Source organism: Rhizobium sp. NFR03 (genome assembly GCF_900111275.1).
Taxonomy (GTDB): Bacteria; Pseudomonadota; Alphaproteobacteria; order Rhizobiales; family Rhizobiaceae; genus Ferranicluibacter.
In genome coordinates this window covers 38,276-62,872 of record NZ_FOGR01000003.1, presented here as the reverse complement: position 1 = coordinate 62,872, position 24,597 = coordinate 38,276, and the positions used below count along the sequence as shown (strand labels likewise).

Annotated in this window: 25 protein-coding genes and 1 tRNA gene; 7 read left to right on the top strand and 19 right to left on the bottom strand. The window is 60.8% G+C overall.

All coding sequences use genetic code 11. The annotated features are described in order from the left end of the window. Positions 1-20: 20 nt before the first annotated feature. Positions 21-1,448, bottom strand: a complete 1,428-nt coding sequence (locus tag BSG19_RS10015; protein ID WP_092987560.1) for an aminotransferase-like domain-containing protein — start codon at positions 1,446-1,448, stop codon at positions 21-23. Between the two features lie 124 nt (positions 1,449-1,572). Between BSG19_RS10015 and BSG19_RS10010 the strand changes: the two genes are divergently transcribed. Beyond that, positions 1,573-2,436: a DMT family transporter gene (locus BSG19_RS10010; RefSeq protein WP_092987558.1), complete on the top strand. Its 864-nt coding sequence runs from the start codon at positions 1,573-1,575 to the stop codon at positions 2,434-2,436. A 12-nt stretch (positions 2,437-2,448) separates the two neighbouring features. Here BSG19_RS10010 and BSG19_RS10005 read toward each other — a convergent pair whose 3' ends face one another. From BSG19_RS10005 to BSG19_RS09975, 6 genes are all read right to left on the bottom strand, one after another. Continuing rightward, positions 2,449-2,733, bottom strand: a complete 285-nt coding sequence (locus BSG19_RS10005; RefSeq protein WP_092987556.1) for a DUF6894 family protein — start codon at positions 2,731-2,733, stop codon at positions 2,449-2,451. Between the two features lie 93 nt (positions 2,734-2,826). Then, positions 2,827-4,647: a methyl-accepting chemotaxis protein gene (locus BSG19_RS10000; protein WP_092987554.1), complete on the bottom strand. Its 1,821-nt coding sequence runs from the start codon at positions 4,645-4,647 to the stop codon at positions 2,827-2,829. Between the two features lie 688 nt (positions 4,648-5,335). Then, on the bottom strand, positions 5,336-9,160 hold the full coding sequence (locus BSG19_RS09990) for a vitamin B12-dependent ribonucleotide reductase (RefSeq protein WP_092987551.1): 3,825 nt from the start codon (positions 9,158-9,160) through the stop codon (positions 5,336-5,338). Positions 9,161-9,812: 652 nt separating this feature from the next. Beyond that, positions 9,813-10,310, bottom strand: coding sequence for a xanthine phosphoribosyltransferase (gpt, locus tag BSG19_RS09985; protein ID WP_092987549.1), 498 nt, complete (start codon positions 10,308-10,310; stop codon positions 9,813-9,815). A gap of 122 nt (positions 10,311-10,432) precedes the next feature. Further along, positions 10,433-10,517: transfer RNA gene (locus BSG19_RS09980), tRNA-Leu, on the bottom strand. Positions 10,518-10,721: 204 nt separating this feature from the next. Next, positions 10,722-10,967: a DUF2188 domain-containing protein gene (locus BSG19_RS09975; RefSeq protein ID WP_092987547.1), complete on the bottom strand. Its 246-nt coding sequence runs from the start codon at positions 10,965-10,967 to the stop codon at positions 10,722-10,724. A gap of 223 nt (positions 10,968-11,190) precedes the next feature. Here BSG19_RS09975 and BSG19_RS09970 point away from each other — a divergent pair, with 223 nt between their 5' ends. Beyond that, a complete protein-coding gene (locus BSG19_RS09970) occupies positions 11,191-12,246 on the top strand; it encodes a metallophosphoesterase (protein WP_244529192.1) in 1,056 nt (351 codons plus the stop codon). 9 nt (positions 12,247-12,255) lie between these two features. On the opposite strand, the gene BSG19_RS09965 is transcribed toward BSG19_RS09970, so the two are convergent. The 3 genes from BSG19_RS09965 to wrbA form a co-directional block, all read right to left on the bottom strand. Then, positions 12,256-12,684: a DMT family transporter gene (locus BSG19_RS09965; protein ID WP_092987543.1), complete on the bottom strand. Its 429-nt coding sequence runs from the start codon at positions 12,682-12,684 to the stop codon at positions 12,256-12,258. Then, the gene (locus tag BSG19_RS09960) at positions 12,681-13,169 is read right to left on the bottom strand and encodes a DMT family transporter (RefSeq protein WP_092987541.1); all 489 of its coding nucleotides are present in this window, start codon (positions 13,167-13,169) and stop codon (positions 12,681-12,683) included. Before BSG19_RS09960 ends, BSG19_RS09965 begins: the two co-directional genes overlap by 4 nt. A gap of 204 nt (positions 13,170-13,373) precedes the next feature. After that, positions 13,374-13,973 carry an NAD(P)H:quinone oxidoreductase gene (wrbA, locus tag BSG19_RS09955; protein ID WP_092987539.1) on the bottom strand — a complete coding sequence of 200 codons (600 nt, stop codon included), beginning with the start codon at positions 13,971-13,973 and terminating at the stop codon, positions 13,374-13,376. Between the two features lie 154 nt (positions 13,974-14,127). On the opposite strand from wrbA, the gene BSG19_RS09950 reads away from it, so the two are divergent. Then, positions 14,128-14,880 carry a competence/damage-inducible protein A gene (locus tag BSG19_RS09950; RefSeq protein ID WP_092987537.1) on the top strand — a complete coding sequence of 251 codons (753 nt, stop codon included), beginning with the start codon at positions 14,128-14,130 and terminating at the stop codon, positions 14,878-14,880. 3 nt (positions 14,881-14,883) lie between these two features. On the opposite strand, the gene BSG19_RS09945 is transcribed toward BSG19_RS09950, so the two are convergent. Both BSG19_RS09945 and BSG19_RS09940 read right to left on the bottom strand, forming a co-directional pair. Next, entirely contained in the window at positions 14,884-15,612 is a 729-nt protein-coding gene (locus BSG19_RS09945; RefSeq protein WP_244529191.1) for an HAD family hydrolase, read from the bottom strand. Beyond that, complete coding sequence (locus tag BSG19_RS09940; RefSeq protein WP_092987535.1) at positions 15,609-16,211, bottom strand: hypothetical protein; 603 nt, start codon at positions 16,209-16,211, stop codon at positions 15,609-15,611. Before BSG19_RS09940 ends, BSG19_RS09945 begins: the two co-directional genes overlap by 4 nt. Positions 16,212-16,439: 228 nt before the next feature. Here BSG19_RS09940 and ilvA point away from each other — a divergent pair, with 228 nt between their 5' ends. After that, complete coding sequence (gene ilvA / locus BSG19_RS09935) at positions 16,440-17,693, top strand: threonine ammonia-lyase (RefSeq protein WP_092987533.1); 1,254 nt, start codon at positions 16,440-16,442, stop codon at positions 17,691-17,693. A 48-nt stretch (positions 17,694-17,741) separates the two neighbouring features. Further along, positions 17,742-18,056, top strand: a complete 315-nt coding sequence (locus BSG19_RS09930; RefSeq protein ID WP_092987531.1) for an HlyU family transcriptional regulator — start codon at positions 17,742-17,744, stop codon at positions 18,054-18,056. A 4-nt stretch (positions 18,057-18,060) separates the two neighbouring features. Here BSG19_RS09930 and BSG19_RS09925 read toward each other — a convergent pair whose 3' ends face one another. The 5 genes from BSG19_RS09925 to BSG19_RS09905 all read right to left on the bottom strand — a co-directional run bounded on the left by BSG19_RS09925 (position 18,061) and on the right by BSG19_RS09905 (position 21,994). Then, positions 18,061-18,534 carry a DUF1203 domain-containing protein gene (locus BSG19_RS09925; RefSeq protein WP_092988424.1) on the bottom strand — a complete coding sequence of 158 codons (474 nt, stop codon included), beginning with the start codon at positions 18,532-18,534 and terminating at the stop codon, positions 18,061-18,063. A 76-nt stretch (positions 18,535-18,610) separates the two neighbouring features. Next, positions 18,611-19,123: a GNAT family N-acetyltransferase gene (locus BSG19_RS09920; RefSeq protein WP_092988423.1), complete on the bottom strand. Its 513-nt coding sequence runs from the start codon at positions 19,121-19,123 to the stop codon at positions 18,611-18,613. Between the two features lie 177 nt (positions 19,124-19,300). After that, positions 19,301-20,155 carry a 3-mercaptopyruvate sulfurtransferase gene (gene sseA, locus BSG19_RS09915; RefSeq protein WP_092987529.1) on the bottom strand — a complete coding sequence of 285 codons (855 nt, stop codon included), beginning with the start codon at positions 20,153-20,155 and terminating at the stop codon, positions 19,301-19,303. A gap of 38 nt (positions 20,156-20,193) precedes the next feature. Continuing rightward, positions 20,194-20,946, bottom strand: coding sequence for an alanyl-tRNA editing protein (locus BSG19_RS09910; RefSeq protein ID WP_092987527.1), 753 nt, complete (start codon positions 20,944-20,946; stop codon positions 20,194-20,196). 4 nt (positions 20,947-20,950) lie between these two features. After that, positions 20,951-21,994 (bottom strand): cysteine synthase A, encoded by a 1,044-nt coding sequence (locus tag BSG19_RS09905; RefSeq protein ID WP_092988422.1) that lies wholly within the window; start codon positions 21,992-21,994, stop codon positions 20,951-20,953. A 304-nt stretch (positions 21,995-22,298) separates the two neighbouring features. Between BSG19_RS09905 and BSG19_RS09900 the strand changes: the two genes are divergently transcribed. After that, entirely contained in the window at positions 22,299-22,949 is a 651-nt protein-coding gene (locus BSG19_RS09900; protein ID WP_092987525.1) for a ChrR family anti-sigma-E factor, read from the top strand. Between the two features lie 97 nt (positions 22,950-23,046). Continuing rightward, positions 23,047-23,886 (top strand): SDR family NAD(P)-dependent oxidoreductase, encoded by an 840-nt coding sequence (locus tag BSG19_RS09895; protein WP_092987523.1) that lies wholly within the window; start codon positions 23,047-23,049, stop codon positions 23,884-23,886. Here the strand turns inward: BSG19_RS09895 and BSG19_RS09890 are convergent. After that, the gene (locus BSG19_RS09890; RefSeq protein ID WP_092987521.1) at positions 23,874-24,200 is read right to left on the bottom strand and encodes an SMR family transporter; all 327 of its coding nucleotides are present in this window, start codon (positions 24,198-24,200) and stop codon (positions 23,874-23,876) included. The two genes, BSG19_RS09895 and BSG19_RS09890, sit on opposite strands and share 13 nt — an antisense overlap. Further along, positions 24,187-24,591 carry an SMR family transporter gene (locus tag BSG19_RS09885; protein WP_092987519.1) on the bottom strand — a complete coding sequence of 135 codons (405 nt, stop codon included), beginning with the start codon at positions 24,589-24,591 and terminating at the stop codon, positions 24,187-24,189. Before BSG19_RS09885 ends, BSG19_RS09890 begins: the two co-directional genes overlap by 14 nt. Positions 24,592-24,597: the final 6 nt, after the last annotated feature.

Genomic DNA, 24,597 nt, shown 5'->3' with positions numbered 1-24,597 from the left:
CGGGAGCCGCCAGGCGTAATCTAGGAGCTTGTGCCCTGGCCGCGTTGTTCCTTCAGAACATCGCGCAAGATGTCGAAAACGTGCGGCTCCTGCATCTGGGACACGTTGAAGCGCATGAAGGTGGTCGCGCTTTGCGAGAGACTGAAGACGTTGCCGGGTGCAAGGACGAGTCCCCGCTGCAAAGCGCTGCGCGCCGCAGCGGTGGCGTCAACGTCCTCGGGAAGTCCGCACCAGAGAAACATGCCGGCCTGTGGATCGAGCCATGGACGGATGCCGAGGTTTCCAAGTCGTACCGAAACGGTCTGCATAGCCACAGACAGCCGCTGGCGGAGCGTCTCCAGATGTTTGCGGTAGCTGCCGTCGCTCAGGACGCTGTAGACCAGTTCCGCGGTCATGCGGCCGCCGCCAAAGGTCGTGGCGATCTTCAGGTCCGTGAGGCTGTCGATCCAGTCCGGCTTTGCGGCGATGAAGCCGCAGCGTCCGGAAGCGGACAGCGTCTTTGAGAAGCTGCCGATATGAATGACGCGGTCGAGCCCGTCGAAAGCCGCCAGCCGCGGGGCAGGGCTATGTTCAAAATCGGCAAAAATGTCATCCTCAATGATGACGACGTCACTTTGCTCGGCGATCTTCAGGACGCGATGGGCCGTGACCGGTGAAAGGATTGCGCCCGTCGGATTGTGGATGGCGGAATTGGTGATGTAGAGTCGCGGTCGGTGATCCGCGACCGCTTTGGTGAAGGCCTCTATATCCGGTCCGGTCGGGGTGTAGGGAATGCCGACGATCCGTGCACGATGAGCACGCAACAAGGCGTGGAAATTGAAGTAGCATGGATCGTCCACCAGCACCGTATCCCCTGGCTCCAGCAGAAGGCGGCAGAGGAGGTCGATGGCCTGCGTGCCGGATTCTGTCAGCAGGATCTGGTCCGGCGAAGCCTCGATGCCACGTTCGCCCAGACGCCGGCCGATGAGATGACGAAGCGGCGCAAGGCCGAGGGGGGACCCGTACTCCGAAAGAACCGGGCTTTTGGCACGCGACAAGTTCCGTAGGGCACGCCGCACCGCATCTTCCGGCAACCAGCTCGGTGGGAGCCATCCGCATCCGGGCTTTGCATCCTCCGCGTCGGCCTCCAGCGACTGCCGGGACACCCATAAGGGATCGATGGCACGGTCGCGTTTCGGCCCGGCATCGGCCAGCGAAAAGGGTATCGTCGTCGCGCCCGCATGATGCGTCACATAGAACCCTGATCCCGGTCGTGACTGGATGACGCCATCCCCGACCAGTCGCTCATAGGCCTCGACCACGGTGGATGTGGACACGCTAAGTGTCGCGGCAAGCTTGCGGATCGATGGCAACTTTGCTCCGGGCAGCAGCGCGCGGCCGGAGATCCGCTGCCGAATCGTTTCCATCACCATCGTCGTGCGATTTGGAGAGTGCGCAATCTGATCCATCTGTACTGTTCCTGAAGCATAACAGTTTTGCTCAACTGTATGGAAGCGTTTCTGGCACTCACGCGTGTGACGGTCAATATGGACGTCCCTGTCGAACAAGGCGGGCATGAAGAAGGAGTGTGTAATGGATCGGGAAACGGCCGGCTGGCTGAACGGGATGATCGGCGTGGTGATCTTCAGCGGATCGCTTCCCGCGACGCGCCTCGCGGTGATGCAGTTCGATCCCGTCTTTCTCACGGTCGCCCGTGCGACGATTGCCGGCCTGCTCGCGCTTGGCCTTCTGTTGCTGTTGCGGCAGAAATGGCCATCTCCGCGAGACGTCGTCTCCCTGCTCATCGTCGCATTGGGTGTGGTCGTCGGCTTTCCGTTGCTGACCGCGCTGGCATTGCAGCACGTCACCTCGGCGCACTCGATCGTCTTTATCGGGCTGCTGCCAGTCGCCACGGCCATCTTCGGCGTCATCCGGGGCGGCGAACGGCCGAAGGCTGCTTTCTGGATCTTCTCTCTGCTCGGAAGCACACTCGTTGCTGCTTACGCGCTGGCGCAGGGGCTTAGCGCATCGCCGGTGGGAGATCTCCTGATGCTTCTGGCGATCGTTATATGTGGTCTTGGCTACGCCGAGGGCGGAAAGCTTTCAAGAACGCTCGGTGGCTGGCAGGTGATCTCCTGGGCTCTCGTTCTCTCGCTCCCGCCCATGCTCTGCCTGGCATTGCTCACCATGCCCGTAAGTTTCGCTGGCATCGAGCCGCCGGCCATTTTCGGCCTTGCCTACGTCTCGTTGTTCAGCATGCTGATCGGGTTCATCTTCTGGTATCGCGGACTTTCGCAAGGTGGGATTGCTGCCGTCGGCCAGCTCCAGTTGCTGCAGCCCTTTTTTGCACTGGCACTCGCCGCCACCGTGCTGCACGAGCCGGTGACGGCAGGCATGCTCGGCATCACCGTCTGCGTCATCCTTTGTGTCTTCGGCGCACGCCGCTTCGCGCGCTGAAGACGGCGGCGCTCATATCCCTCGCGAAAGGCTGCCGCATTTGATCGTGCAGGGGTCGATGATCGGCCGAAGCACGTCACAAGGCGTCACTTCCAGAATCTGTGAGCCATCCTCCGCCATGACCTGTATGGCCTCGATATCGAAAGGTGGTTGTCCGGACAGTAAATGTTCGGCGACGAGATCTCTGAGCGATACGAGAGCCTGTTCCCGCGCAGCCTCCGCGTGTTCGCAACGGTAGCCTTCTGCATCTTCGATGAGGTCGTCCGTCGTGCGAAGGTTGAGATAGAACGTCGGCATCCGGCCCTCCACTTTCTACCGTCGATAATTTGCCTGTCGCACTTTGGTTTCTGTACGGTATTGACGGAGAAAGCGCAGTCGGTCTGGCCCGGGCTACGCGGCTCTATGCCGCGCGACCATCACGGAGGCAGAGCCTTGCTTGCCGGGATTGAGTTGGAACCGGTTGACGATCCCGGAGAGAGCCTTAGCGTCCGAGGCGAGACTGCTGCTGATGGCCGTCGTCTCCTCGACCATGGCCGCATTCTTCTGTGTCATCTGGTCGATGGCGTTGACAGCGGTGCTGATCTCCAGCAATCCCACCGATTGCTCCTTCGAGCCCGTTGTGATGGCTTCGACCTTGGTGTCGATGTCCATGACGTAGTTTGCGATCTCGGCGAGCGCGCGCCCAGCCTGATCGACCAGCCGCACGCCATCGGACACATCGCCCGAGGATGTTCGAATGAGGGCGTTGATGTCCTTGGCGGCAGCAGCGGAACGTTGTGCGAGTTCGCGAACCTCCTGTGCGACGACGGCAAATCCCCGGCCGGCGTCACCCGCGCGTGCTGCTTCCACCCCGGCGTTGAGCGCGAGCAGGTTTGTCTGGAAAGCGATTTCATCGATCACATGAATGATCTGTCCGATCTGGTTCGATGACGCATCGATACGCCGCATCGCTTCTACCGCATCACGCACCACCTGTTCAGAGGATGTCGCGCTGCGATTCGCTGCGCTGACGAGACTGCGCGTTTCCGCAGCGCGGTCTGCCGAGGATTTGACGGTGGCGGTCACTTCGTCGAGTGCCGCGGATGTCTGCTCCAGCGCTGCTGCCTGCTGTTCGGTACGCTTGGAAAGTTCGTCGGCAGCCTGGTACATTTCGCTCGCGTTACCGGTAAGTTCGGACGTCTTGCCGAGAACCTGTTCCAGCGTCAGCTGGAAGGTTGCAAGCGACTGGTTGAAGTCGAGGCGGAGCGGCTCGAAGCGGTCTGCGAAGGGCTGGTCGAGCGGGCTGCGGATATTGCATTCCGCAAGCCGTCCGAGGCCAGCCCCCAGCGTTTCCACGACGGTTCGAAGCTCTTCTGCTTCCCGCTCGCGAAGGTGCTGCTGCTCGAGACGCTGGGCTTCTGATAGTGTCCGATCCTGTTCGGCAGCCGCACGCATCTGCTGGCGCTCGATTGCGCCTTCTCGGAAGACGGTGAGCGCGCGCGCCATGGCGCCGATCTCGTCGGTGCGGCGCGCGAATGGCACTTCCGCCGCGTAGTTGCCGCCGGAGAGCACCGCCATGGCGTTGCCGATCTTGACGAGAGGCTGTATCGCGCGACGCCGGACGAACCAGAGCCCTGCGAGAAACAACAAAACGGAGGCCCCGCTCGTGACGGCGCCGATCACCGTGTATTGGGTACCGACAGTGTCGGCATTTTCCACCGCGGTCGCGAGCGTCGAGGTCGCCGATGCGGCAAACGTCCGTACCTTTGCGTCATGGACATAGAAGGCGTCCATCACCGGCTGCAGGTCCGCAGAGTTGCCTTTGGCCTTCTCTTCTTCGAACACTGTCGCGACCGACCAGAAAGCCTCGCCACTGGTGACGACCTGCTCGGCGAGACCGGAGTGCAGCCGCGGATCGAGATCCGCTTCGGCCCAGAATGTCTTGCGCACATCGAATGCCAGCCGAAGCGCCCGCATCGTCTCGAGATTTGTTACCGCGCGCTCGGGATGCACCATCGTTTCGTTTGCCAGCATATAGCCCTCGAGAGCGTAGAGAGGCGGGGGCAGAATGTCTGCAATCAGATCCTTTCCATTGGCGATGTCTTGATAGACCGGGCCGCCGATCTTCAGTTCCTGCAAGGTTAATGTCTGCAGACCGATGGATGCGACAAGGCCACCTGTCACGACGACGCCAAATACCGCTAGCAGGCGAGAAATAGTCAGGCTCGGCATGTGACCTCCAGGGTCGCGCATGCGCGAGCGCTATCCGCCGCCATTCATGCTCGCCATCATTCATGAAGCGCGTGCGCTAAGGCTTTGTGAATTTTAGCTGAGGGAGACACCATTTTTAGGGCGCGACCTTCGTTTTGTACTGCAGACAACGAGGAATTAGGAAGAGAAGAGCACGGCTGGGGAATACGTTCACCGTCATCCCGGTAAATTGGCATACCAGTCGGCGTAAGGCGTGTTTTTGACAAGATGGCGATTGTAATCCGGTGCTCCATCCGTCCACCAGACAGGTCCGCGTTCACCCAACGCAATCTTTGCGGTATCAACCCGCATCCGGGCCTCCTCTTTTGCGTATGGATCGTCGCCTGCGTCACGGACAGCACGCCGGGCCGACATCAACTCGGAGACTAGCGACGTCCGCAGATCATCTGCAAGCCTCGGATCGCTCATCCTCCACAAACGGCCGCGAACGACAAAGTAGCGGCCATCCGGCGTTCGGGGATATGTGTCTGCCATGATCCGCCCTGTTGTCATTTTTTGACTAACGCTAGTGATGCCCTGCACGTTCCCAAGCGGAAATAAAGGGCAATACGGGGCGAAAACGAAAAACCCGCCGATGTTGCCATCGGCGGGTTTGCCCTTTCGGGGTTCTGATAAGGTCGATCCGTCAGTCAGACCGATCTGCGCATCATCAGCTGCAGCCGCTGGTCGCGCCGCAGGTGTCGCACTTCTCGCAGGTTCCGTTCCGGACCATCGTGAAGTTCTGGCACTCGGAGCACATATTGCCGGTGTAGCCCTGTGCGATAGAGCGCATGCGGCGTTCGGCTTCCAGCTTCTTCGCGTCGGACTTTGCAGCCGCAGCTTCAGCGGCAGCCTTGTCGGAGAAGAGAGCGGTCACGTCGCGTGGCGGCTCGGCCACTTCGGTTGTGATCGCTTCGACGACTTCGGCAATCCGCTCTTCGTAATCGCGCTTGAAGGCGACGACTTCCGATGTCGCGATCGACGTTGTCGGTTCCAGCTTGCGGGCGGCGGAGCCCGCAAACGGGGTCACCGTCCCACTCGTCGACGAGCCCCGGGCAGGCGCTGACGTTGCAGAACCCTTGGGTTCGCCAGAGGCGCGGTCGATGCTGCCGCCGGTCGTTGCGCCGGAAACCAGCGTCGGCTTGTGGCCGCGTGTCCAGCCCGTCGAGAGCAGGTTGGTCTTGCCTTCCTGGATGCCCTTGCCGAGCGCCGTGTTGCCGAAGTCGGACGTATCGACATGGGCAAGGTCGTGGCGGCCGAGATAGGAGACGGCGAGTTCGCGGAATACGTAGTCGAGGATCGACGTCGCATTCTTGATCGCGTCGTTGCCCTGCACCATGCCGGCGGGCTCGAACTTGGTGAAGGTGAAGGCCTCCACATATTCCTCGAGCGGCACGCCATACTGAAGGCCAAGGGAGATCGCGATGGCGAAGTTGTTCATCATCGCACGGAAGGCAGCGCCTTCCTTGTGCATGTCGATGAAGATCTCGCCGATGCGGCCATCGCCGAATTCGCCGGTGCGCAGGTAGACCTTGTGGCCGCCGACGATTGCTTTCTGGGTATAGCCCTGGCGGCGGTTCGGCAGTTTTTCGCGCTCGCGGGTGATCCGCTCGATCACGCGTTCCACGATCTTTTCGGTGACCGTTACGGCCTGGGCTGCAACCGGCTGCTGGATCAGCGTTTCCAGTGCGTCCTCGTCATCCTCGTCCTCGATCAGCGAGGCGTTGAGCGGCTGCGAGAGCTTGGAGCCGTCACGGTAGAGCGCGTTGGCCTTGAGCGCGAGCTTCCAGGAGAGCATGTAGGCGTTCTTGCAGTCCTCGACGGTCGCCTCGTTCGGCATGTTGATCGTCTTGGAGATCGCCCCGGAGATGAACGGCTGGGCAGCCGCCATCATGCGGATATGGCTGTCAACCGAGAGGTAGCGCTTGCCGATCTTGCCGCAGGGGTTGGCGCAATCGAACACCGGCAAATGCTCGTCCTTAAGGAACGGTGCGCCTTCGAGCGTCATCGCGCCGCAGACATGCACGTTGGCCGCTTCAATGTCCTTGCGGGAAAAGCCGATGTGCTCCAGCAGGTTGAAGCTCATGTCGGAAAGCTGCGCGTCCGTGACCTTCAGCGTGTCCTTCAGGAAATCGACGCCGAGCGTCCACTGGTTGAAGACGAACTTGATGTCGAACGCGGCCTTTGTCGCGCCGTTAATCGCCTCGATCTTGTCGTCGGTGAACCCCTTTGCACGCAGTGAGCCGGGATTGACGGCCGGCGCCTGGTTGATGTTGCCATGGCCGACGGCATAGGCCTCGATCTCGGCAATCTGGCTTTCCGAATAGCCGAGCGTGCGCAGCGCCTCGGGTACGGCACGGTTGATGATCTTGAAGTAGCCGCCGCCGGCGAGCTTCTTGAACTTCACCAGCGCGAAATCGGGCTCGATGCCGGTGGTGTCGCAATCCATGACGAGACCGATCGTGCCGGTCGGCGCGATGACCGAGACCTGCGCATTGCGATAGCCGTGCTGCTCACCGAGCGACAAAGCTTTCTCCCACGCAGCCACGGCATGCGTGATCAGCGTCTGGTCCGGGCATTCGCCATGGACGAGCGGAACGGGCGCGACCGACAGGCCTTCATAGCCATTCGCTTCACCACGGGCGGCGCGCGCATGGTTGCGGATGACCCGCAGCATGTTGTCGCGGTTCGGCTTGAAGCCCGGGAACGGACCGAGCTTGGCGGCGATTTCCGCAGACGTCGCATAGGAGACGCCCGTCATGACGGCGGTCAGGGCTCCGGCAATGGCGCGGCCTTCCTTGCTGTCATAGGGGATGCCGGACGACATCAGAAGGCCGCCGATATTGGCGTAGCCGAGCCCGAGCGTACGGTATTCGTAGGAGCGCTCGGCGATTTCCTTGGACGGGAACTGCGCCATCATCACCGAGATTTCGAGCACGAGCGTCCACAGGCGAACGGCGTGTTCGTAATCGGCGATATCGATGTTCTTGGTGGTCTGATCCTTGAACTGCAGCAGGTTCAGCGAGGCAAGGTTGCAGGCCGTATCGTCCAGGAACATGTATTCCGAGCACGGGTTGGACGCGCGGATGGAGCCGGCGGCCGGGCAGGTGTGCCAGTCGTTCATGGTGGTGTTGAAATGCAAGCCCGGGTCGGCCGACGCCCAGGCGGCATAGGAAATGCTCTCCCACAGGTCACGCGCTTTCAGCGTCTTCATGACGCGGCCGTCCTTGCGGGCGGTCAGGTTCCAGTCGCCATCGGCCTCGACGGCCCGCAGGAAGTCGTCGCGCAGCGAAACGGAGTTGTTGGAATTCTGGCCGGAAACGGTGAGGTAGGCTTCGGAATCCCAGTCCGTGTCATAGGTCTTGAAGTCGATATCCTTATAACCCTGACGGGCGAACTGGATGACGCGCTGGATGTAGTTTTCCGGAACCTGATCCTTCTTGGCGGCCTTGATCTCGCGCTTCAGCGCAGGGTTCTCGTTCGGATCGTAGCAGGCGCCGTCAGGACCCTCGCAGTTCACGCAGGCCTTCATGATGGCCTTGAGGTGCATGGCAACGATCTTGGAGCCGGTCACGAGCGCCGCAACCTTCTGCTCTTCCTTGACCTTCCAGTTGATGTAGTCCTCGATATCGGGATGGTCGATGTCGACCACGACCATCTTGGCGGCGCGGCGCGTCGTGCCGCCCGACTTGATGGCGCCGGCCGCGCGGTCGCCGATCTTCAGGAAGCTCATCAGGCCGGAGGACTTGCCGCCGCCCGAGAGCTTCTCGCCTTCGCCACGCAGGTAGGAGAAGTTGGAGCCGGTGCCGGAACCGTACTTGAAGAGGCGCGCTTCACGCACCCACAGGTCCATGATGCCGCCTTCGTTGACGAGATCGTCACCGACCGACTGGATGAAGCAGGCATGTGGTTGCGGATGTTCGTAAGACGACTTCGACTTGACGAGCTTGCCCGTGAAGGGGTCGACATAGAAGTGGCCCTGGCCGGGGCCGTCGATACCATAGGCCCAGTGCAGGCCGGTGTTGAACCACTGCGGCGAGTTCGGCGCCACGCGCTGCGTTGCCAGCATGTAGGCAAGCTCGTCGCGGAAGGCGAGGGCATCTTCCTCGGAGGCGAAGTAGTTGCCCTTCCAGCCCCAATAGGTCCAGGTGCCGGCGAGGCGATCGAAAACCTGCCGTGCATCGGTTTCGGAACCGTATTGTTCGTCCTTGGGCAGATCCTTGAGCGCAACCTCGTCGGCGACGGAGCGCCACAGCCACGAAGGAACCGAATTTTCCTCGACCTTCTTCAGGCGCGCGGGAACGCCTGCCTTGCGGAAATACTTCTGGGCGAGAATGTCCGCGGCGACCTGACTGAACTGGGCAGGCACGTCGATGTCGGCAAGCCGGAAGACGATGGAGCCGTCCGGGTTCTTGATCTCGCTCACTGCCTTGCGGAACGCAATGTCTGCATAGGCCGATTGGCCCGCCTTGGTAAAGCGACGTTCGATCTGCATCTGTCCCAATCCTTATTGTGTCCGTGGCGTGCGCTTCTCAGGCACGCGAAATATCCGTCCGAGCCGCGGCATCGCCGGTCGGTGGTGCGTTTCAGCGGATGCCGATCATGGCTTCCAATATATGGTATTCTCTGAGGTCTTTATCTACCAGATATAGATGGAATTATCGACCCGTTCGTTGGTTCCGTAAGCGTGATATTTTTTCTATAGATCATTTTTGCACACGCGTTCCCGCCGCGAGGGCAGGATCTCCAACAACTTCAGGGTGATGGCGCAGTCCGGGGCAAGCCTCCGTCTGGGCCGTCGTCTGGCGTCATGCCAGTCTTGATTATGATTAACCGCGAGTCCCATGCCATCGTCAAGGGCTTGCGTCTTGTCGTCCACCGCCGACTATATCTTGTGGAAATATGAAGAATGCGAGGGACGCAAGGAAATCAGTCACTTGTGGTCTCTGCTTACCGAAAAGCCCCTTCGTTCCACGAAAACTTGTGGACAAATACTTGTTAAGATCAGCTGTCCCGGCCTGCCGGGTGTCATAAAAGACACGTCGTTCCCGGCGCGACTTCAATGCAAAGAAAGAACGGCGCGGTGAATGCACCGCGCGTTTTTGTTCCGATATGAGAAAGGCTGGACGTTTTGGATAGCAGTGGACCTACCCTCGCGATCCCTTGGCAATCGGCTCCTGATAGGAGAACCCCATGTCCCATGGGAAGTAGATCCACGTGTCCTGGCTGACCTCGGTCACGAAGGTATCGACCTGAGGGCGACCCTTCGGCTTGGCATAGACGGCCGCGAAATGCGCCTTTGGCAACATGGCCCGCACGATGGCTGCGGTCTTCCCGGTATCGGTGAGGTCATCGACGATCAGCACACGCTCGCCGCCATCGGCACGGATTTCCTCGGAGATCGCCTTGATGACCTCCATCTGCCCCTGCGAGGCGTAGTCGTGATAGGAAGCGACGCAGACCGTCTCGATCATCCGAATGCTCAGTTCCCGAGAGATGATGGCAGCCGGCACCAGACCACCGCGCGTGATGCAGACGATCGCCTTCCATTCCACCCCCTGGTCTGCCAGCCGCCACGCGAGCGCACGCGCATCACGGTGGAACTGGTCCCAGGAAACGGGAAAGGCTTTTTCAGGAAGGGACATGGCGGGCTCCAAGCATATATGTGCGTGTCTGATGCAAAGAGCGGTTTTGCGGCAAAGCCCGAGCATTTTCAAGAAGGGCCAACCGTTTTCAAGAGGGGATGACGCTTGCCCACGTCAAAGACTGGTGCGGACGACGGGGGTCGAACCCGTACGAGTCTCCTCGAGAGATTTTAAGTCTCTTGCGTCTACCAATTTCGCCACGTCCGCTGTCGCTACAGTCTTTCCGACACCGGGACGAATTCGTCAAGCCGCAACGGGCGACGATTAACCCTTCCCGTAAAGCTTAACAACAGCTTATCGTTGCGTGCCCGCAACCCGCAGGCGATAGACAGGATGTCGATCCGCACATCGACTATTTCATAACCTAAGCCTTCAGCCTCTCTCCCTGAAAGGAGAGAGGCATCATTCCTTTTAACCTTTGTCCTCAACGACAGCTTCCGGGCGGTCTCCGCCGCTAGCATGCTCGTCATGCCATTGCCCGGAGGCATCCTGGAAGCTGATCTCTTCATCCGAGCCGCCGACCTGTTGCTCGGCAGCGGCGGCCTTGGCGGCGTGCAATGCGTGATCGTGGGTCGGAAAGCTTTCGGAGAAGACGTCACCGACCTTGTAGGCCCAACCGCCATCGTGCTCGACGATCTCGTAAACGACCTTGACCATGCTTGTCTCCCTATCTTGCTGTTGTGGCGGATCTTGCCTGCCGAGTTAACGGACGACGGGCTGGGATCGTTCCAGAGAGGCGGAGCTACCGGCTTTTGCATCTGCCGGGGATCGTGCTAGCACTGGCTCCGGAGTTTGTGCCCACGGGTGGGGGATAACGATGCGATATGCGGGCGGAGGCAGCCTCTATAGACGAACAGGTTTGCCGGGTGTCACCGGCGCAATGCTTTTGCTCGCAACATTTCCGGCGCAGTCGCAGCAGGCGTCCACGGATGTGACGTTCGTCTTCTCCACCGATGTCCATGCATGCCGTATGGCGGAAGGCTTTTCGCCCGATTGCGAGCAGGAAGGCAAGACGGATGCGGCACTGTTGCGGCATATCCGGGCTCTGAACGCTCTTCCCACACGCGTTTGGCCCGCGTCAATTGCAGGAAAGCCGAGCGGGCTTTCCGGTGCTGGCCAATTGGTCGGCGAGCCTGCCGGCCTCGTCATGGGTGGTGACATTACAGACGATGGCGGCGGACAGGTGGCGGTCCCGGGCGAGGGGTGGCAGCTGCGCCAGTTCAGCCAGCGCTATGCACAGGGAATGGACGCGCAGCACGTTCACATGCCGGTCTATGTCGGCCTGGGAAACCACGATCTCGATCAGGATGGTCCGCCAAGCCATCCGGACTGGTATAGGCGGGAGCTTCGTGACTACGTCGAAGTCAACCATCGTCCCAGCGTATTTTTCACACCGTCGATTCCCGCTGACAACTACGACGTCGATTCGGACAACTACTCCTGGAACTGGGGCCGCTTGCATCTCGTGCAACTCCAGCGTTTCGGCGGCGACAACCGGAAGGGTGCCGTTAGCGGACTCGAATGGCTGAAGAAGGATCTCGCAACCGCAGCAGCCGACGGCCGCCCGGTGGTGCTGTTTCAGCATTACGGTTGGGATACGTTCTCGGTAGAGCGCTGGAACGCGGGTCACGAGACATTCGACGATCAGGGAACGGGCGATCCGCACTGGTGGAGCGAGGCTGAGCGTGCGGCTCTTCTAGACACGTTGAAGGGTTACAACGTCATCGGGATCTTCCACGGGCACGAGCACGATACGCCGATGATCTATAAGGCTGGCGGTATCGATGTCTTCAAACCGAAGGCGGCCTTCAAAGGAGGCTTTGCGATCGTTCGCGTAACGGATACGGCCATGGATGTGGTTCTCGGAGAGGCCGGAGACGATAAGGGCGGCGTCACGTTTACAACCGCGTTTTCAAAGGAGCTTACGAGAAACTAGCAGGCAGCGTTACGCCTTCCGTTTGCTCTGCGACAGCGCAATGCCTGAAAGCACGAGGACCACCCCAAGCGCCGTCGGTCCGAGATCCGTCGGCACTGACAAAGCGAGATCCAGTACAACGCCCGAAACCATCTGTCCGCCGATCATCATCAGTGCGGTATTGACTGCACCGATGCGCGCGATGACCCAGCTTCCCGCAGCCACGAAGACGACACCGATCGGTCCGCCGAGATAATCGTACCACGGAACCAGTCCGGCACCTGCAGGCAGCAGGTCGCCGATAACGAGGCCGAGACACGTCAGGAAGACGAAGCCGACGATGTGGTTCCAGAAGGAGGCAATGAGCGGGGAGGTCGACAGGCTCAGCCGACCGTTGATCTGGCGGCTGATGCCGATGAGGACGCCGGCCGAGCAGGCAAGGAGGATCGCGATGATCATGCGGGGCTCCGGCCCTCGAGAATAATGAGCGCGCTTCCGGCAAGGATGAGCGCGAGCGCGCCGAGGTTGCGCATGGTCAGCCGGCGCTTGGCCAAGCCGAACAGGCCCCAGTGATCGGCGGCGAGACTGAAGATCGCCTGCCCGGACAGGCCGAGTGCCAGCGTGCCTGCAAGCGCCAGCGGAGAGTTCACGGCAGTGGAGGTCAGCATCACCGTTGCGGCGCCGGAAATTCCCCCGAGATAGGCCCAGATCGGCGCCGGAGCCCGCACCGCTGGTTTCATACGGCCGCGCCGATAGAGAAGTCCGAGAAAGACGAGCGCCGCGATCGTCCCCGTGCCGTGCGCCGTCCAGGAGGAAAAGAGCGGATTGCCGTAGCGGGCGAGTTCACCGTTGAAATGCACCATGAGGGTCAGCAGCCCACCTGTCGCAAAAGCGGCGAGGAAGACGAACGGACGCGGATTTTCGAGAGGCGAGGTGGAGGTCATGACGATCCCGGGCGGTCAGTTGGACGGCCATCAGTCTTCGATCCCGGGGAGTCGCGCAAGCCCGATCGCGCGTATTCCGCCTTCGACCGATACGGGTTCATCTACGTGGCTCCAGCGCGACCTCCCTTCAATCGCCGAAAATGGCAAAGGCCGCCCGCTCGAAATGGCGGACAGCCTTTGCATTGCCCTGGGAGGCTGTTCGGGTCAGGCGGTCAGCTTGGCGGCGATCTTGGCGACATGGCCACCCTGGAAGCGCGCCCCTTCGAGTTCGACCTCGGAGGGCATGCGCGAGCCGTCCCCGCCGGTGATCGTGGAAGCGCCGTACGGCGTGCCTCCCTTGATCTCCTCAAGACCCATCTGGCCCTGGAAGGAATAGGGCAGGCCGACGACGACCATGCCGTGATGCAGCAGGGCCGGGATGAAGGAGAGCAGCGTCGATTCCTGCCCGCCATGCTGCGTCGCCGAGGATGTGAAGGCCGAGCCGACCTTGCCGACCAGCGCGCCGGAGAACCACAGAGCGCCGGTCTGATCGATGAAGTTGCGCATCTGCGAGGCGAAGCCGCCATAACGCGTGCCGCAACCGAAGATGATGGCGTCATAATCCGCCAGTTCCGCAGCCGTTGCAATCGGTGCTGCCTGATCCATCTTGTAGTGCGATGCCTTGGCGACTTCTTCGGGAACCAGCTCCGGCACGCGCTTTACAACGACGTCGGCGCCTTCTGCCTTCGCGCCCTCCGCGACGGCGTAAGCCATAGCTTCGATGTGACCATAGGCCGAGTAGTAGAGAACCAGTACTTTTGCCATCGTCATCTCCTAAAGGATGGGCCTGAATGTCGTAGCGTCGATCTAGCACGTTCGGCCGTCGCTGTCAGAAGCACTCGGGATGACAGACTGTTCGCTAATATTTGATAATGTATCGTTCGGAATGCACGATGCGCGTTTGACAAGGGAATGCACGATGACCACGGACACGATCGTAACGGCCGCCATGCTCGCCATTGGCGACGAGCTTCTTTCCGGGCGGACCAAAGATAAAAACATCGGCCACCTCGCCGACCTCCTGACAATCTCGGGCATCGACCTGAAGGAAGTGCGAATCGTTGCCGACGACGAGGAGGCGATCGTCGCCGGGCTAAACGGCCTTCGCGGGCAGTATGATTACGTCTTCACATCCGGCGGCATCGGTCCGACGCATGACGACATCACGGCCGACGCGGTATCCCGTGCTTTCGGCGTCGAGTGCATCCATGATCCCGAAGCGATGACGCTGCTCGGCGACATGTATGCCCGCCGCAACATGGAATTCACGGAGGCCCGCCGTCGCATGGCGCGCATGCCGAACGGTTCGACGCACATCCCGAATGCCGTCTCGACGGCCCCCGGCTTCATCATCGGCAATGTCTACGTCATGGCCGGCGTGCCGCAGGTGTTTCAGGCGATGCTCGCCGCCATCCTCCCCAGCCTGAAAACAGGCGCAACGGTCCTTTCACGCTCCGTCCAGTCGCCATTCGGCGAAGGCGATATCGGAGGTCCCCTGGGCGAGGTTCAGAAGGCGCATCCGGAAACGAGCATCGGCTCCTACCCGAAGTTCGACGGCACGTCCTTCTCGACGGAACTCGTCATCCGCGCGCGGGACGAAGCCATCCTTGACGCGGCGGAAGCCGATCTGAAAGCCATGCTGGATGGCATTACGGCGAGCCGGCGGACCTAAAGTCTAGGCGATCGCCTGAAGGATTCCGGGGACGGCGGAGAGATCCGCCACCTCGAAGAAGCGCGGATCGCCTTCAGGCTTTTCAGCATGCTCGTGGATCCACGTCAGGTCGTGCGGAATGAAGATGGCGGATGCACCGGCGCCGAGAACCGGCAGAATATCGGACTTCAGGGAATTTCCGATCATGACGCACCGGTCCGGCTCAATGCCGTGCCGGGCGAAGATGTTCTGGTAGGTAAGCTCTGTCTTGTCGCTGACGATCTCGATGCCGTCGAAGAACGGGCCAAGGCCTGACGCAGCCAGCTTGCGTTCCTGGTCGAACAGATCGCCTTTGGTGATGAGAACCAGCCGGTGCCGGCCGGCAAGCGCCTCCAGCGTTTCGCGTGCCGATGGTAGCAGATCCACCGGATGACGCAGCATTTCCCGCCCGATCTCAAGGATGCGTCCGACAATATGCCCGGGCAGTTCGCTGTTTGTCAGCTCGAGCGCCGTCTCTATCATCGACAGGGTAAAGCCCTTGATGCCGAACCCATAGAGCGCAAGATTGCGGCGCTCTGCTGCCAGCAGGCGCTCGGAAAGATCGGTCGCCTCGCAGTAATCTGCAAGCGAGGCGGCGAAGGCGTCCTCTGTCAGGCGGTAAAATTGCTCGTTCTGCCAGAGGGTGTCGTCTGCATCGAACCCGACGAGCAACCGTCCGGCTTCGCGCGCTGGCGGGTTCACAGCGGTCGTCACGGCGTAACTGCGATGGAGAAGGGCAGATCCACGGAAGCCGTCTTCCCGGAATTCGTATCGTTCAGATTATAGCGAAGCACATAGCTGCCGACAGGTGCCTCGCTGACATCCAGCGTCAACGTCGCAAAGATTTCCGAATTCTTGGTAACGCCGGTGAAGTTGAAGTTGCCGAAGGCCTTCTGGCTGCCGAGAACGGTTCCGCCGGCATCCAGCAGGTCGAAATCCACCGTGAAGCGTGTCTCCATCTTGTCGGGCACCTGAGCCGGCTTCCACAAGAGGCCCATGGGTTCGATATAGGCCACGATCTTCTCGCCCGGCTTGAAGACGTTATCGCGACGAGGCTCGAACATGCCGAAGCCGGTGGGATCGCTTGCCACGAAGGTTGCCGTGCCCACGGCGAAGGGCAGGCCAGCCGAAAAATCGCTGACGGCATCCCGAATGGCCGCGCGCGCACCCGCGGCATCGCCAGAGGCGGCCAACTGCTCGGCCCGTGTCGCGGCATCCGCCAAGGCACCGGCCAAGGCTGCGCCGACCGGCACTGCTCCCGCAACGATAGTGGCCAGACCTAACGTCAGCGCCTTCTTAAAAGTTGACCGCATCTCCCCACTCTCCCAAAACTTCAGCGGCATCATCCAACTGACCCACCCGGCATAACTGCCTGTCCCCACACGAAGTTTCGCAATTTGTACCGCCGAGTCAAGCCTCGCGGAGAGACCTTTCCGCCGCATGGCATCCGTTGCCGGTCTGTGGCATAGCATCCTGCACGGAGACGGGTGTCGTCAGGCGAGTTCCCAGCGCGAACCAGCCGGAAAAACAAGGACAGAACGATGAGCTTCAAGCAGGATGTGGATACGGCAGCGCTCGCGCTGCGCGATCTTTTCCCCGAGACGCCCCTGCAACTCAACGATCACCTGAGCGCCCGATATGGCGCGAAGATTTACCTCAAGCGCGAGGATCTCTCGCCGGTCCGCTCCTACAAGATTCGCGGCGCGTTCAACTTTTTCCGCAAGGCCATCGCGTCCGGCGCCCGGGGCCGGGCCTTCGTCTGCGCATCGGCCGGCAATCACGCCCAGGGTTTCGCCTTCGTTTGCCGCCATTTCGGCGTTGAGGGTACCGTGTTCATGCCCGTGACAACGCCGCAGCAGAAAATCGACAAGACCCGCATGTTCGGCGGGCCGTTCATCACCATCAAGCTCGTCGGCGATATTTTCGACCGATGCTACAAGGCAGCGCGCGATCATGTGGAGGCAACCGGCGGCATGATGGTCCCGCCCTTCGACCATGCCGACATCGTCGAGGGACAGGCGACCGTCGCCGCAGAGGTCGCAGCCCAGTTGCCCGAAGGCGTCGTGCCCGACATGGTGATCATGCCGGTCGGCGGCGGCGGGCTTTCCGCCGGTATGACGGGCTATCTTGATGGCAAGGTCGATCCCGACGGTTTCGTTTTCTGCGAGCCGGAAGGCGCGCCGAGCCTCAAGCGCAGCCTGGAAACGGGCGCGGTGGTTACGCTGGAACAGGTCGACAACTTCGTCGACGGCGCGGCCGTCGGCCGCATCGGTGACCTGAATTTCGAGCGACTGAAGCATTTTTCCGCAAGCCAGACGCTTCTTCTGCCGGAAAACGCGATTTGCGTGACTATTACAGAAATGCTCAATCTCGAAGGTGTCGTGCTGGAACCGGCGGGTGCTCTCGCGATCACTGCACTTGCCGAACTGGATGCAGCTCAGCTTTCCGGCAAGACCATTGTCGCGGTCGTCTCCGGTGGGAATTTCGACTTCGAGCGACTGCCCGACGTCAAGGAGCGAGCGATGCGGCATCTCGGGCTGAAGAAATACTTCATCCTCCGCATGGCGCAGAGGCCGGGCGCATTGAAGGACTTTCTTGGCCTGCTCGGAGAAGAGGACGATATCGCCCGCTTCGAATATCTGAAGAAGTCCGCGCGCAATTTCGGTTCGATCCTGATCGGCATCGAAACCAAGCGTCCGGAAAATTTCCCCCGGCTGATGGTCGCCTTCGACGCGGCCGGCCTGAAATATCAGGATATCACCGACAACGATATCCTGTCGAACCTTGTGATCTGATCGCGCAGGGACTTTGACATCGACGGGAGAGACGGCTAAATCTTTCCCATGGCATCGTTTTTCTCCCGTCTCTTCGGCCGCTCCTCGTCCGACACCGCTCCTGAAGCTGTCTCCGGTTCGACCGAAGCCTATGGCGATTGCCTGATCCGGGCGACGCCCATGAAGGAGGGCAGCCAGTACAGGCTGTCCGGCGTCATCGAGAAGGATGTAAGCGGCCAGAAGCTATCGCGCGGCTTCATCCGTGCAGATATGTTTTCCTCGGCGGACGAAGCCTCTTCGGCGGCCCTGCGCAAGGCACACCAGATCATCGACGAGAACGGCCCCTCGCTCTTCTCTGACGGGGCGGCGTCCCGCCAGGTCTGAGACGTTACGCACGGCGGTCGATGCGGCAGTGATAGCAATTGTTGCGCGCCGAGCGGACATGCAGATAGGCGATCCGGGGCTGCTCCAGAAGATCATTTGCTCGGGCGATGATGTCTCCTGTCGGTGTTACCTTGCCTGATCCGTAGACGATACGATCCGCGTAATCGTAGCCCCTGACGATGTAATCCGGACTGTCGAGATTCGGCGGCAGGTGTTCCTCTGCGGCATAACGGGCACAGGGTTCGGCATGCAGGAAGATCGGGCCAGTCTCGGCAAACGCTTGCGGCGAAGGAAACGGTCGATAGGCGAGGAGCAAGGCGGGCTCGCCCCTTGCAATGTACCCGAGGCAGTGACGGCACGGATTGCCATCGCCATCTGACACGAAGCGTTCCGGTGGGAGGCCGTACGCGTCGGCGCTCCCATTCCAGATGTGCAACGCATCGCTTGTCGGCATGGCGGTAAAATGGATCTTCGTCATCATGGTCTCCTTGTTGGTCGCAAGGATCATGACAAGGCCGCCGGCAAGACGACACCCGTTTCCGGACGGTTCGACGTTACAGTTTCCGAACGAGATCCAGCATCTCGTCTTCTGTAAGCGGCACGAGCTCGTCTTCCCGTGTCGCCACAGGGGAGAAACCGAATCGCTGATAGAGCTGGATCGCGCGGGGATGGTCGAGATTGTTCGTCTGAACCTTCACCACTTTCGGGCCATAGCTCCAACAGCCGTACAGCGCCTGCAGCAGGAACCACTTGCCAAGCCCGAGGCCGAGGGCACGCTCGAAAAGACCGAAATGCGTCAGCTCGACGGTGTCTTCATCCACATGCAGGACTTCGAAAAATCCGGCCGGAGCGCCGTTGACGTATAGCACCGTCACGCAATTGCGTTTGTCATGCAGAACCGCAGTCAGCGCTTCATCATCGAGACGCAGACGATCGACCCAATGCCAGCGACGGCCGACCTGCAGATAGAGGAAGCGATAATAGGCGGGCGGGATATCCACGACGCGCATCAGCGCGGTCTGGATATTGACCGGAAAAGGCAGACTTTGCTTCGGCGCTGCCGTCATCTCCAGTTCGGTGATGTGGATCGTGACCGGCTGTCCCGGCACGAGAGCGACTCCGGCACCGGCATCCGCCTGCGCGTTGGTTTCCGTGCCATTTCCTGCAACTGCGTCTACCAATTCCATGCGTGTTCCACTCTTCCCGTTCAAGGGGTTACTGGCCGTTCAAGGGATTACTGGCGTTCAAGCGTTACCGGTTGTGATCGCAGTATCAGCGCGACTCCCCCATTCCGACCAGGAACCATCGTAGAGCGTATTATCGGTATGTCCAAGAGATTGCAGAGCCAGCGTGATGATCGCCGCCGTGATGCCGGAGCCGCAGCTGGTGACAACAGGCTTGTCGAGATCGATTCCTGCGTCTGCGACGAGTTTTTGCAACTCGGGCAAGGACTTGAAGTGGCCATTCGCCGCAAAGCCGCCAGCCGGCAGGCTTCGGGCGCCCGGCATATGGCCAGAGCGCATGCCGGCGCGTGGTTCCGCTTCCTCACCCGTGAAGCGGCCGAGGCTGCGCGCGTCCGCAATCTGCCGGCTGCCATCGTCGACGATCTGCGTCATCTCCGTGAAGGACGTCACCGCCGCCTCATCGAAGGTCGGGGTGAAAACGGCAGGCGACACGGAGGTCTCATCAGCCGTCACCGATCGACCCTCGCTTTTCCAGCCATCGAGCCCGCCGTCGAGGACATAGACATTCCGCGAGCCCATGACGCGGAACATCCACCAGGCGCGCGGTGCGGAAAAGAAGCCGGGACCGTCATAGACGACGATCGTATCCGTGTCGGCTATCCCCAATGCCCCCACAGACGCGGCAAAGGCGGCAGGCGAGGGCAGGGTGTGAGGCAGTCCGCTTGTTGCATCGGACAGAGCGTCGTGGTCGAAGAATATGGCTCCGGGAATGTGCCCGGCGGCGTATTCTGCCTTTGGATCGCGCTTGTGCGCCGGAAGGTACCAGGAAGCATCGACAATCCGAAGGGTCGTGTTGCCAAGACGTTCTTGCAACCACTCGCTGCTGACGACGAAGGGGCTTTTGTCTTCACGCATGCTGACAGATCCATTTCTTCATTTGACGGGCGGAAGGCTCAGGCGGCATTCTCCGGAGGGCCGAAGCGGATCCGGAAGCGCCGGTTTTCCTTGCCCTTCTTCTCGATCTTCGCGATGTGGATATCGCCCACCTCCTGCGTTTCGGAGACGTGCGTGCCGCCGCAGGGCTGGCTGTCGACGGAGGCATCCTCACCGATACAGACGAGGCTTACGCGTCCAAGGCCCACGGGCGGACGGACGTTCTTGGACTTGACGATGTCGGGATTGGCCAGCAGCTCGGCGTCGGTGATCCATCGCAACGTGATCGGATGATTCTCGCGTACAAGCGCCATCATCTTCGCGGTCACTTCGTCCTTGTCGATCGTGTCGCTCATGTCGAAATCGACCCGGCTTTCGTCTTCGCCCACCGCCGCGCCTGTTATCGGGTAGGGGCAGACGACCGAGAGAAGATGGCAGGCCGTGTGCATCCGCATCAGTTTGTAGCGACGTGGCCAATCGATATGCGCCACCACGTCCTCACCGATGTCTGGCCGGGACTGACCTTCAGCGGGAATATGCACGATGACGTCTTTGGTCGCGCCCGTCCGCGTGGTGGCTATCTCGATCCGGCTGCCGTCAGGACGCTCCAGAAAGCCGAGATCGCCGGGCTGCCCACCGGAAGTCGCGTAGAAGCACGTGCGATCGAGCACGATGCCGCCGTCTTCGAGCACGTCGATCACGCGTCCTTCGGAGGTCGAGAGGTAGAAGTCGTCGCGGAACAGGGCTTCGGTTTTCGCGGAAGAGCTCGTCATGGGTTCAGACGGTTCCCGCTTCATAGGGGACATCGATCTTGCTATGCCGCGTGAGGAACTCCGGAACCGGCAGGCCCTTCGATTTCAGGAAATCCGGATTGAACAGCTTCGACTGGTAGCGATTGCCATAGTCGCAGAGGATCGTCACGATCATGTGTCCCGGCCCGAGATCGCGCGCCATGCGGATCGCACCGGCAATGTTGATTCCCGACGAGCCGCCGAGGCACAGGCCTTCCTTCTCGATAAGGTCGAACACAAGCGGAACGGCTTCGGCGTCGGGAATGCGATAGGAATAGTCCGGCGTGAACCCTTCGAGGTTCGCCGTAATGCGGCCTTGTCCGATGCCCTCGGTGATCGAGTTGCCCGGCGACGAGAACTCGCCTTCAGTGTAGTAGCTGAAAAGGGCGGCGCCCTCGGGATCTGCAAGCCCGATCTTGATGTCTGGATTGAAGCCGCGCAAGCCCTCTGCGACGCCGGCAAGCGTTCCGCCGGAGCCGACCGCGCAGATGAAGCCATCGACCTTTCCATCCGTATCGCGCCAGATTTCCGGCGCTGTCGTCTCGATATGCGCTGCCCTGTTGGCTGTGTTGTCGAACTGGTTCGCCCAGATGGCGCCGTTCGGCTCCGTCCGCGCGAGTTGCTCCGCCAGACGACCGGAGAGCTTCACGTAATTGTTCGGATTGCGGTAGGGGACGGCGGGAACTTCCACAAGCTCAGCGCCCAGCAACTTCAGTGCGTCCTTCTTCTCCTGGCTCTGCGTTTCCGGGATGACGATGACGGTTCGGTAGCCGAGCGCCTGCGCAACGAGCGCGAGGCCGATCCCTGTATTGCCGGCCGTTCCCTCCACGATGACGCCGCCGGGTCGCAATGTCCCCTGACGTTCAGCCGCGCGAATGATAGAGAGCGCCGCTCGGTCTTTCACGGATTGCCCCGGATTAAGAAACTCAGCCTTTCCGAGGATCGTGCATCCGGTCAGCTCCGACGCCGCCTTGAGGCGAATCAGGGGCGTGTTGCCGATGGCGTCGAGAACGGAGTTCAATGCGGGCATAGGTGGGACCTCTTTAAGGAGAATCGCAAAGGGAGCGTCGGCGTGCTTCATCGCAACATAGCCGGACGCAAGGCGGCGGCAAGGCCGGTAAAGAGAGCGGCCGAATTCCGCAGGATGAGGCAGCTCCTTTTGCCGCTGCAGAGCACCGGCCGCAAGGAAAACGGTTTTGCCAGACGGCGCTCCGGCGCAATATTTGTCTTGAAGCGGACAAAGCACAATTTGGTGATCCATGGCGAAGACAGGATCGTAAGAATTCATTATCGTCTGAGGGAGGTCCCCGGAAGGGGACGATGGACAGAGTGTGATGACGACGAGTGAACTCGATACGGTAGATGCGCTGATGGCGCATTATGCGGCAGGTGTTCTGCCAGAGCCGGCCCGTGTTCTCGTTGCGGCGCATCTCGAGCTTGCGTCTGCTCATCGCAAGACAGTTGCGGCGTTCGAGGCAGCGGCGGGAGATCTCGTCGAAGATCTCGAACCGGCTCCGTTGTCGGACCCCGAAAGCGCAATCGCTGCTATCCTTTCAAGTCCTCCATTATCCCGCACAACAGTCCCAGCGCCGCATCATCCTGATAATGAGGGATGGCCACGTGTTTTGAGCGAGTTTGCCGGGTTTGACAGACATGATGTCCCGTGGCGCTGGAAACTCCCCGGTTTGAAGGAATATGTTCTCGGCAAGATCGACGGCTGCGACGTGTCGTTCTATCGCATCCGCCCCGGTCGAGCCATTCCCGAGCATACACACGAAGGTTTCGAGCTTTCCCTGGTGCTGCACGGCGCATTCAGCGATGTGAGGGGCCGATTCGGCCGCGGTGACATATCGGTCGCAGACGATAGCCTGGACCATCGGCCGATTGCCGAGAGTGGCGAGCACTGCATCGTTTTCGCGGTGACCGATGCCCCGGTCAAACTGCGCGGTTCTCTCAGTCGCCGCCTTGGCGATCTGATCGGCTGACAAGCCGAGGAGCAAACGTCTTTCCAGATCCCGACGCCGCTCTACTTCATCATCCGATCAAGGAAACAGGCCCATTGCGCGCCCGGGAGAAACGGAAATGTCGTCTTTCATCGCTCGCCCCGAACATGGTCTTGCCTGGGTCACCGGAGCCAGTTCCGGGATCGGTCGGGCACTGGCGCTGAAGCTGGTGGCGGAAGGTTTCGGCGTGGTCGTTACAGCGCGCAGCCACGACAAGCTGGTGACCTTGCAGCGCGAGGCGACGGGCCCGGGCCGGATCATCGTCCTCGACGGCGACGTGACCGATCCTGAAGACATGGAGCGGGTGATCGCCTCGATCGAATACGATCATGGAACGCTGGCACTTGTCGCGCTGAACGCCGGCGTGTTCAAGCCGGTTCATGGCGAGGATCTGCATCTCGAGGATTTTCAGGAAAGCTTCTCGGTCAATCTGAATGGCGTGGTCAATTGCCTTCTGCCTGCCATCCGCCACATGAAGACGCGCGGGCAGGGGCAGATTGCCATTGTCTCCTCCGTCACCGGCTATGGCGGTTTGCCGACGAGCGGCGCTTATGGTGCGACCAAAGCGGCGCTGATCAACATGGCGGAGAGTCTCAAGTTCGATCTCGATAAGCAGGGCATCCGGATTCAGGTGGTCAACCCCGGCTTCGTGGATACACCGGCGACGAAAGAGAATGCGTTCCCGATGCCGGCGCTGGTCTCGCCACAGGAGGCGGCAGACGCGATCGTTGCGGGACTTCAGGCCTCAGGTTTCGAAATTACCTTTCCGAAGCGCTTCACCTATGTGCTGAAGTTCATCAACATCCTGCCCTACTGGCTGTATTTCCCGCTGATCAATGCCGCAACGGGATGGAAGAAACGCCCTTCCGTGAAGGCGCGACTGCCAGCCGGCAAGCCGGAAGAACCTCAGGCCGTGTGAAGCACGACGACAGCGCAGAACACGAGTGCCAGTCCGACCCAGCCGATCGGCTTCAATTTCTGCTTGAACAAGACGCGTGCGCTGATGGCGGTGCCAAAGATGCCGGTTGCGCCGAGGATGCCATAGGCAATGGCGAGATCCATGCCTCGCACCGACTCTGCCAGGAACGCGAAGGCCACAAGCACCAGCACGATCGACAGCACGCCCCAGCCCTTGCGGGCGAAGCCTTCGGATTTGCTGGAGGCAAGATTAGCCGCAACGTCGAACAGACCTGCGACAACGGCAAGCATAAAGGGCAACTCAGGCAGGCTCATCGGTGCCCCCGGCAGGCGTTGTCCCATGGTCCTCGCCTGCATTGACGAGAACGATCCCGAGGACCGCCATGGCAAGGCCGATGAACTCTCGGAGGCTCAGATCGTGATGGAAGAAAAATACGGAGACCAGCGTGATCAACGCGATGCCCGAGCCTTCCCAGATGGCGTAGGCGACGCCGACCGGCAGGGTTCGCACGGCCTTTGCCAGACAGACATAGGACAGCGCGATCGCCACATACATCACGATGTAGCCAATCATGCCGCCCGAGATGCTCGCAGCCTTCATGACGGTGAGGCCGACCACCTCGATCACAATGGCAAGCGCAAGATAGAGCCAGGCAAGCCGGCGGTCTCGGCGCTTGCCTGCGGGCAGGGACGGGTCGTACGACATGATCTC